10 protein-coding genes are annotated in these 12590 nt (G+C 66.8%); 6 read left to right on the top strand and 4 right to left on the bottom strand.

Annotated elements, in window-relative coordinates:
* The first annotated feature begins 11 nt into the window (after positions 1-11).
* Genes ACO05N_RS06505 through ACO05N_RS06495 form a run of 3 tightly spaced genes read left to right on the top strand, consistent with a single transcriptional unit; the run spans position 12 to position 3631 of the window.
* The gene (locus ACO05N_RS06505; protein ID WP_422056351.1) at positions 12-1559 is read left to right on the top strand and encodes a hypothetical protein; all 1548 of its coding nucleotides are present in this window, start codon (positions 12-14) and stop codon (positions 1557-1559) included.
* A gap of 16 nt (positions 1560-1575) precedes the next feature.
* Complete coding sequence (locus tag ACO05N_RS06500) at positions 1576-3159, top strand: trypsin-like peptidase domain-containing protein (protein ID WP_422056350.1); 1584 nt, start codon at positions 1576-1578, stop codon at positions 3157-3159.
* Between the two features lie 16 nt (positions 3160-3175).
* The gene (locus tag ACO05N_RS06495) at positions 3176-3631 is read left to right on the top strand and encodes a GNAT family N-acetyltransferase (protein ID WP_422056349.1); all 456 of its coding nucleotides are present in this window, start codon (positions 3176-3178) and stop codon (positions 3629-3631) included.
* Here the strand turns inward: ACO05N_RS06495 and ada are convergent.
* The gene (gene ada, locus ACO05N_RS06490; protein ID WP_422056348.1) at positions 3628-4668 is read right to left on the bottom strand and encodes a bifunctional DNA-binding transcriptional regulator/O6-methylguanine-DNA methyltransferase Ada; all 1041 of its coding nucleotides are present in this window, start codon (positions 4666-4668) and stop codon (positions 3628-3630) included. The two genes, ACO05N_RS06495 and ada, sit on opposite strands and share 4 nt — an antisense overlap.
* Positions 4669-4770: 102 nt before the next feature.
* Here ada and purE point away from each other — a divergent pair, with 102 nt between their 5' ends.
* Positions 4771-5256, top strand: a complete 486-nt coding sequence (purE, locus tag ACO05N_RS06485) for a 5-(carboxyamino)imidazole ribonucleotide mutase (protein ID WP_422056347.1) — start codon at positions 4771-4773, stop codon at positions 5254-5256.
* On the top strand, positions 5253-6320 hold the full coding sequence (locus ACO05N_RS06480; RefSeq protein ID WP_422056346.1) for a 5-(carboxyamino)imidazole ribonucleotide synthase: 1068 nt from the start codon (positions 5253-5255) through the stop codon (positions 6318-6320). The genes purE and ACO05N_RS06480 overlap by 4 nt, the downstream gene beginning before the upstream one ends.
* 2 nt (positions 6321-6322) lie before the next feature.
* Here ACO05N_RS06480 and ACO05N_RS06475 read toward each other — a convergent pair whose 3' ends face one another.
* From ACO05N_RS06475 to ACO05N_RS06465, 3 genes are all read right to left on the bottom strand, one after another.
* Positions 6323-6496, bottom strand: a complete 174-nt coding sequence (locus ACO05N_RS06475) for a DUF1328 domain-containing protein (RefSeq protein ID WP_082737790.1) — start codon at positions 6494-6496, stop codon at positions 6323-6325.
* 122 nt (positions 6497-6618) lie between these two features.
* Complete coding sequence (locus ACO05N_RS06470; RefSeq protein ID WP_422056345.1) at positions 6619-6918, bottom strand: hypothetical protein; 300 nt, start codon at positions 6916-6918, stop codon at positions 6619-6621.
* Positions 6919-6947: 29 nt separating this feature from the next.
* A complete protein-coding gene (locus ACO05N_RS06465; protein WP_422056344.1) occupies positions 6948-9782 on the bottom strand; it encodes a M16 family metallopeptidase in 2835 nt (944 codons plus the stop codon).
* 205 nt (positions 9783-9987) lie between these two features.
* On the opposite strand from ACO05N_RS06465, the gene clpB reads away from it, so the two are divergent.
* Positions 9988-12567: an ATP-dependent chaperone ClpB gene (gene clpB / locus ACO05N_RS06460; protein ID WP_422056343.1), complete on the top strand. Its 2580-nt coding sequence runs from the start codon at positions 9988-9990 to the stop codon at positions 12565-12567.
* Positions 12568-12590: the final 23 nt, after the last annotated feature.

The raw sequence follows: 12590 nt of genomic DNA, 5'->3' as shown, positions 1-12590 counted from the left end.
GGGGGTGCCGCATGATTCTTCGCTGGCTGATCGTGATGGTCGCGCTGCTGTCGCCAGCGATCGCCCGCGCCGAATGGTTCGAGGCAAGTTCGGATCACTTCGTCGTGTATCTGGAAGGGACTGCTGAGCGCGCCGAGCGGTTTGCCTCCGATCTCGAACGCTTCGACAGGTCGCTGCGCATTGCCCGGGGCATCGCCGACTCGCCGCCCGGCGCGGCAAACCGGGTGACCGTCTACGTCGTGGACGACACCGATACGACGCAGGCGCTTTCAAGCCGTGGCGTCGCCGGCTTCTATATCGGTCGCGCGGGCGGGCCGATGGCGGTGGTGCCGCGACATGCGGGGGACGAGCGCCAGTTCGAACTGTCGGGCCGTCAAGTCCTCCATCATGAATATGCCCACCACTTCATGTACACCAGCTGGCCCGGCATCGCGTTTCCCAGCTGGTTCATCGAGGGCTTTGCCGAATTTCACGCGACGTCGGTGATCGATCGCGAAGGCGGCGTCGTGCTGGGGGCGCCGCCGCAATATCGCGCGCATTCGATCATGGCCGGGAACTGGCTGCCGCTGAACAAGATGCTGATCGCCGAGACACTCAAGCTCAACGAGGTCCAGCGCGAAGCCTTGTACGGCCGCGGCTGGCTGCTCACCCACTATCTCAACTTCAACAGGGCGCGCACGGCCCAGCTCACCGACTATTTCAAGGCGCTCAATGCCGGCAAGCCGCCGATAGATGCCGCGACGGCGTTCGGCGATTTGAAGACGCTCGACCGCGAGCTTGAGCGCTACAAGCGGACCCGCTTCGAATTGCGGCGCGTGCCGCCCCAATCGATGAAGCTGGGCGCCATCAACGTCCGGCAGCTGCGCGCGGGGGAGGCCGCGCTGATGGACATCCGGATCCGGTCCAAGGTGGGCGTCAACAAAAAGACCGCGGCAGGTGTCTATGCGCGCGCGGCGCGTGCCAGTGCGCCCTATCCCGATGACCCTGCGGTGCAAATCGTCCTTGCCGAAGCCGCCTATGATGCCGGCGATTATTCCGTGGCAGAAGCCGCCGCCGACCGCGCGCTGGCCGCCGATCCGAAGGCCATCGATGCGTATGTGTACAAGGCGATGTCCCGCATGGGGGTGGCGCGGAAGGCCGGCGACCTCACGCCCGGAACCTGGTCCGCGATCCGCAAGATCATCGCCACCGCCAACCGGCTGGATCCCGACGACCCCGAACCGCACATCCTCTTCTTTCGCAGCTTTGGACTGGCGCGACAGGCACCGACGGCAAATGCCAAGACGGGGCTGATGTATGCCTTCACGCTCGCGCCCTATGACATCAACCTGCGGATGAACGCCGCGCTGGTTCAATTGCAGGACGGCAAGCTCGACGCCGCCCGCGCGATGTTGCGACCGGTTGCCTATAATCCGCATGGCGGCGGCCACAGCACCGCCGCAGCGGAGATCATCGCGCGGATCGACAGCGGTGATCGAGCGGCAATCGACGCGCTGCTCGAACGTCAGCAGGGCGAGGATGAGGATCAGGCGGATGGCGACGGCGGTGCGGGCGAATGAGCCAACCGGACCGACCATGATAAACCGGACCTGCGAGCCGGAAGCTGCGGCGCCGCCGCGGCGCCTGTCCCGGATTTCGCGTCTCCTCCTCGCCTGGATCGCGCTCGCCGCGACGGCATTGCTCTTCGCGCGTCCGGCGCATGCCGACGACGACATCTCCGCAGCCGGGCGCGGCGTGGTGCGGATCGTCACCATTGCGACCGTGGAAGGCGAAGTGGTCGGGTTCGGCCATGGCAGCGGCTTTGCCGTCGCGCCCAACCGCGTCCTGACCAATGCGCATGTGGTTGAGGCCGCCGAACGCTATCCCGGCAATGTCCTGATCGGCGTCGTCCCGTCCGAGGGGGACAAGTCGTTCCAGGGCCGCCTGATCGCGATCGACAGCGACCGCGATCTGGCGCTGATCGAATTCACCGGCATCCGCCTCCCCGCGCTGACCTTCTATTCGGGGCCGATCAGCGAGGGAAATGCGATGATCGCGCTCGGCTATCCCGGCAATGTCGACCTTGCCACCGCGCGGACGGCTGCGGACTTCATCACGCCCCTGACCCCGGTCCGTTCTCAGGGCGTGTTCTCCGGTCGCCGCGATCTCCAGGGGGTGAAGGTGCTGCTCCACACGGCGGGCATTGCGCGCGGCAATTCGGGCGGCCCCCTGCTCGACCCGTGCGGGCGCGTCCTTGGCGTCAACGCCGCGCTGACCCGCGCCGACGATGGCGATGCCAGCTTCGGCTTCGCGATCAGCAATGAAGAGGTCGCAGCCTTCCTGCGCGAGGCGAAGCAGCCGATGCCGTCGAACGGCGTCGCCTGCACCAGCATCGCCGACCGACTGGCACAGGACCGCACCGCTGCCGAACAGGCCCGTGCGGCCGACGAACAGCGCGCGCGAGAGGCCGCAGCGAAGGCCGCCGCAGACCGTGAAGATGCGATTCAGCAGGCGCGTAGCGAAAACATCGTGACGCGCGAAAACTATATGGCCGGGGCCGCGCTGTTGCTGGTCATCGGTGCGTTCGTGCTCGGAGTTGCCGGGTTGCTGCTGATCCGCGAGCAGAAGCGTGAGGCGATCATGACTGCGGTCGGCGGCGGCGCGCTGGTCGTGGCCTCGGTCGCCACCTTCGTGCTGCGCCCCGCTTTCGACCCCAGTGCGATCGATGGCGCCGCGCGCGTCGCGGTGCCGCCGCCGGTCGCTCAGCCCGGGGGCCTGGGCAAGATGGTCTGCACCATCGACCCGGTCCGCTCGCGCGTCACGGTATCGGATACCAAGGACGTGGCGATCGACATCAACCCCGACGGCTGCGTCAACGGCCGCACGCAATATGCCGAGGCCGGGCAAAATTGGCAGCGCATCCTGGTCCCGGACGATGAGGCGACGGTGTCGGTGCTGGAATATGCCCCGACGACCCGGACCTATTCTACGACACGCTACCTGCTCTCCGCTGCGCAGATGGATGTCGCGCGCAAGCGCCGCGCGGACGTGAAGGTCAAGGCATGCTCGACCGATCCCGCCGCACGCGCTGATCTCGCGACGCGCCAGCAATCGATCCGCACCGCCCTGCCGCAGATTTTCAACGAACGCCTGGTCTATAACTGCAAGCCAGCGGGCTGAGATGGGCTGGCGCGCGATGACGGTCGCCGACCTCCCCCGGGTCGCGGAAATATCGGCGTTGGTGCATGGCCGGTACGCCGAGTCCGAATCGGTCTATGCCGAGCGCCTCGCACTCTGGCCATCCGGTTGCCAGGTCTGGGAACAGGGCGATGCCGTCGCAGGGCTGCTGATCGCGCACCCCTGGCACGGCGCGACATCGCCCGCGCTCGGCGCGTTGCTCGGCGCGATCCCGCCCGACGCCGACAGCTTCTACCTTCACGACATTGCACTCCTGCCGGAAACGCGCGGGCAGGGTGCGGGTGGCGCCGCGACGGCGCTTGTCATCGAACACGCGCGGCGGGCTGGCTTTCGCGACATCACCTTGGTGGCGGTCAACGGGGCCGAAGCCTTCTGGGCAGCCCAGGGCTTCGCGATTGTCGAAGCCGGCGGCTACGGCCCCGGCACCTTCCGCATGCGCCGCGCCATCGACTAGGCGTCTTCCACCCCTTCCCGTGCGCGCAGGACCCGTTTGCGCTCGATTCCATAGGCATAACCGCCCATGCTCCCGTCGCTGCGCTGGGCGCGGTGGCAGGGGATGATCACCGCAACGTTGTTCGCTCCGCACGCCGTCCCGGCCGCGCGCACGGCGCCGGGTCGCCCCGCGGCGATCGCAAGCTGTGTGTAGCTCAGCGTCTCGCCCGGCGGGATCGCGCGGAGCGCCTGCCACACCGCCTCCTGAAACGCGGTACCGCGAACGTCGAGCGGCAGGTCCGTGTGCCGCCCAGGCCGCTCCACCTCGCCCACCACTCGCGCCGCAAGATCGGCAAGCGCCGCGCCGCCAGCAACGATCTCCGCGCGCGGAAAGCGGGTGGCGAGCGCCAGGCTGCCCTCGTCGAACGCCACCCGGCACAGCCCCTTGTCGGTCGCAGCGATCAGCAGCGGGCCCAGGCTCGTCGACGCGACGGTCCAGCGGATCGTCACCCCCGCCCCGCCATTGCGCCACGCGCTGGGCGTCATGCCCAGCCGGTCGGCCGCGGTCTCGTAGAACCGGCTGGGCGCGGAATAGCCCGCCTCATAGATCGCATCGGTCACTTTACCCTCCGTCTCCAGTGCCGCCGCCGCCCGCCGCGCCCGCACCCCGCGCGCATAGGCAGCCGGAGTCACCCCGGTCGCGCGCTTGAACAGCCGCTGGAAATGATGCGGGGCATAGCCGACCTCCGCCGCCAGCGCCTCCAGCCCGATCGCATCCTCCGCGCCTTCGATCAGCGCGACTGCGCGTGCAACCGCCACCCGCTCGCGCCCGATCTCATCAGGCTTGCAGCGCAGGCACGCGCGCAACCCGCTCGCCCGCGCGCTTGCCGCATCGGGAAAGAAGCGGACATTCGCCCGCAAAGGATGCCGCGCCGGGCAACTCGGCTTGCAGTAGATGCCGGTGGTCAGCACCCCCGCGATCACCCGCCCGTCATAGGCACGATCACGGCGCTGAAAGGCTTCCCAGGCTTCGTCGTCGGAGAGGATGGCGTCGGTCATGTCCCCGATATAGCCGATCTTCCGCGCACCGCTTCCCGCGCATTGCGTCCAAAGCGCGACGCCTTTAGGGGGACGCTTTCCCGCAGCTTTCAGGGCAGGCGAATGGCGGACGCACCACTGGTCGGCATCATCATGGGCAGCACTTCCGATTGGGAGACAATGCGCCACGCGGCCGAGACGCTCGCCGCGCTCGGCGTGCCGCATGAGACCAAGGTTGTCTCCGCGCACCGCACCCCGCAACGCCTCTATGATTATGCCACTGGTGCAGCCGATCGCGGGCTCAAGGTCGTGATCGCCGGCGCGGGCGGCGCGGCGCATCTGCCCGGCATGGCGGCGTCGATGACGCACCTCCCCGTGCTCGGCGTGCCGGTCGAATCCAAGGCGCTGAAGGGCATGGATAGCCTGCTCTCGATCGTCCAGATGCCCGGCGGCATCCCCGTCGGCACGCTGGCGATCGGCAAGGCGGGCGCGATCAACGCGGGCCTGCTCGCCGCCGCGATCCTCGCCACCGGCGACGCGGACCTCGCCGAACGGCTCAAGGCCTGGCGCGCGCGTCAGACCGAAAGCGTTGCAACGGACCCCGAATGACCGCAGTTCCGCCCGGCAGCACCCTCGGCATCCTCGGCAGCGGCCAGCTCGGCCGGATGATCGCGGTCGCCGCCGCGCAGCTCGGCTATCGCTGCCACATCTATGCGCCCGAAAGCGGCCCGGCGTGCGACGTCGCCGCCGCTTTCACCTGTGCCGCCTATGATGATGAGGCCGCGCTCGCCGCCTTCGCACGCGACTGCGCCGTCGTCACCTATGAGTTCGAGAATGTCGACGCGCTCGCCGTCGCGACGATCTCCGCCCACGCCCCGGTCCGTCCTGGCCATGCCTCGCTCGAAACCGCCGCGCACCGCTGGAACGAGAAGCGGATGGCGGAAGAATGCGGCGGCAGTCCCGCACCGTGGCACCCGGTCGCATCGCGCGCCGATCTCGACGCCGCGCTCGCCGCGATCGGCACGCCTGCCATCCTCAAGACCGCGACCGAGGGGTATGATGGCAAGGGCCAGGTCCGCCTCGCCACCCTTACCGATGCCAACGCTGCATGGGCAACGCTCGGCGAACGCGAATGCGTCCTTGAAGGACTCGTTGCCTTCACGCACGAATTCTCGGTGCTGCTGGTCCGCGGGACCGATGGTATGAGCGTCGCCTATCCCACGCCGCATAACGAGCATGTCGGCGGCATCCTCGACCGCTCGACCGCCCCCGCCCCCGCCGCCATCGTCGATCAGGCCCCCGCCGCGATTGCGCTCGCCACGCAGCTTGCCGACCGGCTCGATCACGTTGGTGTACTAACCTGCGAGTTCTTTGCCACGCCCGCAGGCCCGGTGTTCAACGAAATGGCACCGCGCGTCCATAATAGCGGACATTGGACGATCGAAGGCGCCGAAACCTCGCAGTTCGAGAACCATGTCCGCGCGGTGCTCGGCCTTCCGCTCGGCCCGGTGACGCTGACCGGCCGTTCGGTGCAGATGCGCAATCTGATCGGCGACGACGTCGATAGCTGGCACGCGTTGCTCACCGAACCGGGCGCGCACCTCCATCTCTACGGCAAGCACGAGGCGCGACCAGGCCGCAAGATGGGCCACGTTACCCGCGTGACGCGCTAGGCTCAGGTCACCTTCTTGTAGATCGTCACGCCCAGGATCAGGAACAGCGCGGCCACGGCCAGCGCGATGAAGAACAGGATCTTGGCGATATCCCAGGCGAACCCGGCGATCCCGCCAAAGCCCAGCAGGCCAAGCACAAGCGCGATGATCGCAAAGATGAAGGCAGCCCGCAGCATTTGAGAATCTCCCTCTATGCAAGGGAGAACGCCCAAGCGCGACCGAGTTGCCCCGCGCCAAAGAAAAAGCCCGCCACCCTCACGGGCAGCGGGCCTCTTCATCTTCTACGGCATCGCCCGAATCAGGCGCGCGTGCCTTCCATGGGGAAGCTGCCGAACGCGCCTGCCGTCACGGTGCCCTTGATCGCATCGCCATCGACCGTCGCTTCGCAGGTCAGCGTCATCGGCATCGGCACGGTGATGTCGAGCGACCAGCTCAGCTTGTCGCCATCGACCTTGCCGTTCTTGATGTCGGTCGTGCCCATCGCACCGGCATAGGTTCCGGTGAAGCTGTCGCCATCGCTGGTGACGGTCAGCGTCGCCTTCTGCGCCCCCATCGGCGAGTGGGTTACGGTATCCCAGCTTCCATCGACATTCGCCATGCTCTGCTCTCCTGTAATCCGTTGCGCTCTCAGTTGCCACCGGCACCGGGGCCGACGGCTTCCGGCTTCACCACCTCGACAGGCAGGCCGAGGCTGTCAAGCTGCGGCCGGACCTTCGACGCATCGCCGACCACGACCCAGACCAGCTTGCTCGGGTCAAGAGCCGCGCGTGCCGCAGCGTCAACCTGCGGGATCGTCAGCGCGCGATATTTTTTCGCGATCTGCTCCTGATAGTCGTCGGGACGGCGCAGGAAGTCGTTCGACTGCATCGCGCCCAGCACCGCACCGGCGGTTTCATACTGCCCGGCCTGACGGCGAATCGCGCTGATCACCGACCGGTCGAACTCCAGCTTGGTGATGCCCTTGTCGCCCAGATACGCCTTCAGCTCCTTCTGGATCTCGGCGATCGCGGGACCGGTCTTGTCGGCCTGCACGGGCGCCGACACGATGAACGGCACCGCATGCTCCAGTCGGTTGAGACCGCCGCGCGCACCGTACGACCACGCCTTGTCCTCGCGCAGGTTCATGTTGATACGCGACAGGAAGTCGCCACCCAGAACTTCGGTCGCGGTGCCCAGCGCGATTGGGTCGCCGAACGGATCGACCGGGGTCATCTGTCCGGCCAGGATCAGTGACTGCGGCGAGTCCGGACGGTCGATCAGCAGGATCTTGGGCGCGGCCTGTTGCGGCTTGGCGGCGAAATCCTTGGTACCGGCGGCGCCCTCACCCTTCCAGTTGCCGAACTTGGCCTCGAACGCGGCCTTCACCTCGGTCAGCGGGCGGTCCGACACGACGAAGATCTTCGCCTTGTCCGGGCGGATCCACGCCTTGTAATAGTTGATCAGATCGTCGCGGGTCAGCTTCTTCACCGCCTCGGCGTCACCACCAATCGCGGCGGTCTTCGCGTACGGCGAATCCGGGCCATAGATCAGCGCGGGCATCGCCATCTGCGCAAGGCCTGCCGGGTTCGACCGAACCTGCGCGATGGTCGCGAGCATCTGGCCGCGTACGCGCTCGATCTCTTCTGGCGGGAAGCTCGGGTTGCGGGCGATGTCCGACATCAGGTCGAGCGATCCGGCAAGGTTCGGGCTCGGCGTAAACAGCGAAATGGTCGCGCGGTCGGCGCTGCTGCCGACATTGATCCCGGCGCCCAGCCGCTCCTGCGCCTCGGCGATCTGCACCGAATTGCGGGTCTTGGTGCCTTCCTCGATCAGCGACAGGGCCATCCCCTCGGTGCCGAGCGCGCTCGCCACGTCGGACGCCGTGCCCGCGTCGAAGGTGATGATCGCCTGCGTCACCGGAACCGCGTCGCGCTGGGCATAGACCAGCTCGATGCCGTTCGACAGCGCGCTGCGCGTCACCACCGGGAAGTCGATATCCTTGACCTCGGCGACGCCGGGCAGCGCGCCACGCGTGCCCTTGACCACCTCATCCGCCGCCTTGACTGCGGCTTTCGGCGCGGTCGCCGCCTCGGCATAGGCCGCGCGCGGCCCCGGCTCGATCGTCAGCGAATAGACCGGGCGCGACAGCCACTTGGCGGTCACCGCGCGCGCTTGCTGCGGCGTCACCGCCGCCAGCTGGGCGAGCTGCTTTTTGTAATAGCCCGGGTCGTTCATGTAGAGCGCGCCCGACGCCAGCGTCACCGCCTTGCCGCCGAACCCGCCGACCGATTCAAGTCCGCGAATGCGCGACGATGCCGTGCGCGTCTTGTAGCGCTCCAGCTCCTCGGCGGTGGGGCCGTTCTTGAGATAATCGGCGATGATCTCGTCCAGCCGCTTGCCCACAGCCGCAGCATCGACGCCCGGACGGACATCGGCGGAGATCAGCACCATGCCGGCCTGCGCCAGCGTCTGGTTGAACGCGCCGACGCCGACCGCCAGCTTCTCCTGCTTGACCAGGATATTGTCTAGCCGCGAGCTGGCGAGCCCGCCCAGCACGCCGATCGACGCGTCGAGCACCGTCGAATCCGCGTCACGCATGCCGGGCACGGCCCACATGCGATAGATGCGGGTCACCGCCACGCGGTCCTTCATCACCTCGGCCTTTGGCTCGGCCAGGGTCGGCACGACCACCTTCGGCTCGACCGTCTTGGGCCCGGCCTTGATCGCGCCGAAATACTTCTCGACCAGCGGCTTGGCGGTGGCGGCGTCGATATCGCCGGCCAGCACCAGCACGGCATTGTTCGGGCCATAATATTGGCGGAACCAGTTCTTCACGTCGTCAAGGCTGGCCGCATCAAGGTCCGCCATCGAACCGATTGTCGAGTGATGATAGGGATGGCCGACCGGGAACAGCCCTTCGGTGATCTTGTAGCGTAGCAGGCCATAGGGCTGGGTATCGCCCTGACGCTTTTCATTCTGCACCACGCCGCGCTGCTCATCCAGCTTGCCCTGCGTCACCGCGCCGAGCAGATAGCCCATGCGGTCGCTTTCCAGGAACAGCGCGCGGTCCAGAGCGGCGCGCGGTACGGTCTGGAAATAATTGGTGCGGTCGGAATTGGTGGTGCCGTTGTAATCGGTCGCGCCGACTTCCTTCAGCGGCTCGAAAAACTCGCCAGGCGAGTTTTCGGAGCCATTGAACATCAGATGTTCGAACAGATGCGCAAAGCCGGTCTTGCCCTTGGGCTCATGCTTCGACCCGACATCATACCACACGGCGACGCCGACGATCGGCGCCTTGCGATCGGTATGGATAATGACGCGCAGGCCGTTGGCGAGCACGAACTGCTCGTAGGGAATGTCCACGCGCTTGACGAGATCGGCGACGGGCACCGCGGCAACGGTCGGCGCCGGTGCCTGCTGAGCATAGGCGGGGGCACTGAGCACGACCGCGAGCGCAGTCAGGCTGGCAAAGGCTGATTTCATGATGCGGAGAATTCCCACAGTGAACTGTATCGATCGCAACAACATACCCTCCTGCCGATACCACGCAACCCTGCGGTGTTTTCCCAACTTGCCGCTGCCGGATTGAAGCGGCAGCATCGCGGGGCGCGAAACAGAATTGCGCCACCGGGCTTGTGTTGCAGATTTGCAACACCATCTTCGACGGCGAAAGCAGACAGGGACGATCATGAATCTCGAGAAATTCACCGACCGCGCCAAGGGCTTCCTCCAGTCGGCGCAGACCGTCGCGATCCGGATGAACCATCAGCGTATCAGCCCGGAACATTTGTTGAAGGCGCTGCTCGAAGACGAACAGGGCATGGCCGCCGGGCTGATCCAGACCGCGGGCGGCGATCCGCGTCGCGCCACGGCGGAGACCGACGCCGCACTCGCCCGCGTTCCGGCTGTGACCGGAAGTGGCGCGCAGCAGGCACCGGGTCTCGACAATGACGCCGTTCGCGTGCTCGACCAGGCGGAACAGATTGCCGGCAAGGCGGGCGATAGCTTCGTGACGGTCGAACGCATGCTGCTTGCGCTGACCCTGGCCTCGACGACGAACGCCGGACGCGCGCTTGCCGCTGCCGGACTGAAGCCCGAAGCGCTCAATGCCGCGATCGATCAGCTGCGCGGTGGGCGTACCGCCGACACCGCCGGGGCCGAGGACCGCTACGATGCGCTCAAGAAGTTCGCCCGGGACCTGACGCAGGCGGCGAAGGACGGCAAGCTCGACCCCGTGATCGGTCGCGACGAGGAAATCCGCCGCACCATCCAGATCCTCGCCCGCCGGACCAAGAACAACCCCGTGCTGATCGGCGACCCCGGCGTCGGCAAGACCGCGATCGCGGAAGGGCTCGCGCTGCGCATCGCCAATGGCGACGTCCCCGATACGCTCAAGGACCGCAAGTTGATGGCGCTCGACATGGGCAGCCTGATCGCGGGTGCGAAGTATCGCGGCGAGTTCGAGGAGCGGCTGAAAGGCGTGCTCGACGAGGTCAAGGGCGCCGAGGGCGACATCATCCTGTTCATCGATGAGATGCACACACTGATCGGCGCGGGAAAAAGCGAAGGCGCGATGGACGCCGGCAATCTGCTCAAGCCTGCGCTCGCGCGTGGCGAGCTGCACTGCATCGGCGCCACCACGCTCGACGAATATCGCAAATATGTCGAAAAGGACCCCGCGCTCCAGCGGCGCTTCCAGCCGGTCTTCATCGGCGAGCCGACGGTTGAGGACACCATCTCGATCCTGCGCGGCCTGAAGGAAAAATACGAGCTGCATCATGGGGTCAGGATCACCGACGCGGCGATCGTCGCGGCCGCGACCCTGTCCAACCGCTACATCTCCGACCGCTTCCTGCCCGACAAGGCGATCGACCTGATGGACGAGGCCGCCTCGCGCATCCGCATGGAGGTGGAAAGCAAGCCCGAGGAGATCGAAAATCTCGACCGCCGCATCGTGCAGCTCAAGATCGAGGAGATGGCGCTCGCCAAGGAAACCGACGCGGCGTCGCAGGACCGTCTGGGCAATCTGCGCCACGAACTCGCCAATCTCGAGCAGCAAAGCGCCGAACTGACCGGTCGCTGGCAGGCAGAGAAGGACAAGATCGCGGGCGAGGCGAAGATCAAGGAACAGCTCGACGCCGCCCGGCTCGAGCTCGAACAGGCCCAGCGCGCCGGCGACCTCGCCAAGATGGCTGAGCTCAACTACGGCACGATTCCGTCGCTGACCAAGCAGCTGGAGGCGGCGCAGGCCACCACCAGCGTCGCGATGCTGCGTGAGGAAGTGACCGCCGACGACATCGCCGGCGTCGTCAGCCGTTGGACCGGCATCCCTGTCGATCGCATGCTCGAGGGCGAGCGCGAGAAGCTGCTCGCGATGGAGGAACAGCTCGGCAAGCGCGTGATCGGACAGGCGGCGGCGGTCAAGGCCGTGTCTACCGCCGTGCGCCGCAGCCGCGCCGGGCTTCAGGATCCGAACCGCCCGCTCGGGTCATTCCTGTTCCTGGGCCCGACCGGCGTCGGCAAGACCGAACTGACCAAGGCGCTCGCCGAATTCCTGTTCGACGATTCGAGCGCGATGGTGCGCATCGACATGAGCGAGTTCATGGAGAAGCACTCGGTAGCGCGCTTGATCGGCGCGCCGCCCGGCTATGTCGGTTACGAGGAAGGCGGCGTGCTGACCGAAGCCGTCCGCCGCCGCCCATACCAGGTCGTGCTGTTCGACGAGGTGGAAAAGGCGCATGGCGACGTCTTCAACATCCTGCTCCAGGTGCTCGACGATGGGCGCCTGACCGACGGACAGGGCCGCACGGTCGACTTCACCAACACGATCATCGTGCTGACGTCGAACCTCGGCAGCCAGTTCCTGACGCAGCTTGAGGACGGGCAGGATGTGTCCGCAGTCGAACCGCAGGTGATGGAAATCGTCCGCGGCCATTTTCGCCCCGAATTCCTCAACCGCCTCGACGAAATCGTGCTGTTCCACCGTCTCGGCCGCAGCGAGATGGCGCCGATCGTGGACATTCAGGTCGCGCGGCTGGGCAAGCTGCTCAAGGATCGCAAGATCACGCTCGACCTCACGCCGGGGGCGCGAGACTGGCTCGGGCGCGTCGGCTATGATCCCGTCTATGGCGCACGCCCGCTCAAGCGTGCGGTGCAGCGCTACCTGCAGGACCCGCTCGCCGACGCGATCCTCCGCGGCGAGGTCAAGGACGGCGCGACCGTCAAGGTCAGCGAGGGCGATGGCGGGTTGGTGTTAAGCACGGCATGAGGGACGCCGGCTTCGCGCTCGCC

The sequence above is a fragment of the Sphingomonas sp. genome (genome assembly GCF_965227385.1).
Taxonomy (GTDB): Bacteria; Pseudomonadota; Alphaproteobacteria; order Sphingomonadales; family Sphingomonadaceae; genus Sphingomonas.
The sequence above is the reverse complement of the archived record's forward strand: the minus strand, read 5'-3'. Positions and strand labels throughout refer to the sequence as shown.

Bases quoted from the DNA above. Each gene is read 5' to 3' on its own strand.
- ACO05N_RS06505 (WP_422056351.1), top strand. From the start codon at position 12: ATGATTCTTCGCTGGCTGATCGTGATGGTCGCGCTGCTGTCGCCAGCG.
- ACO05N_RS06500 (WP_422056350.1), top strand. From the start codon at position 1,576: ATGATAAACCGGACCTGCGAGCCGGAAGCTGCGGCGCCGCCGCGGCGC.
- ACO05N_RS06495 (WP_422056349.1), top strand. From the start codon at position 3,176: ATGACGGTCGCCGACCTCCCCCGGGTCGCGGAAATATCGGCGTTGGTG.
- ada (WP_422056348.1), bottom strand. From the start codon at position 4,668: ATGACCGACGCCATCCTCTCCGACGACGAAGCCTGGGAAGCCTTTCAG.
- purE (WP_422056347.1), top strand. From the start codon at position 4,771: ATGGCGGACGCACCACTGGTCGGCATCATCATGGGCAGCACTTCCGAT.
- ACO05N_RS06480 (WP_422056346.1), top strand. From the start codon at position 5,253: ATGACCGCAGTTCCGCCCGGCAGCACCCTCGGCATCCTCGGCAGCGGC.
- ACO05N_RS06475 (WP_082737790.1), bottom strand. From the start codon at position 6,496: ATGCTGCGGGCTGCCTTCATCTTTGCGATCATCGCGCTTGTGCTTGGC.
- ACO05N_RS06470 (WP_422056345.1), bottom strand. From the start codon at position 6,918: ATGGCGAATGTCGATGGAAGCTGGGATACCGTAACCCACTCGCCGATG.
- ACO05N_RS06465 (WP_422056344.1), bottom strand. From the start codon at position 9,782: ATGAAATCAGCCTTTGCCAGCCTGACTGCGCTCGCGGTCGTGCTCAGT.
- clpB (WP_422056343.1), top strand. From the start codon at position 9,988: ATGAATCTCGAGAAATTCACCGACCGCGCCAAGGGCTTCCTCCAGTCG.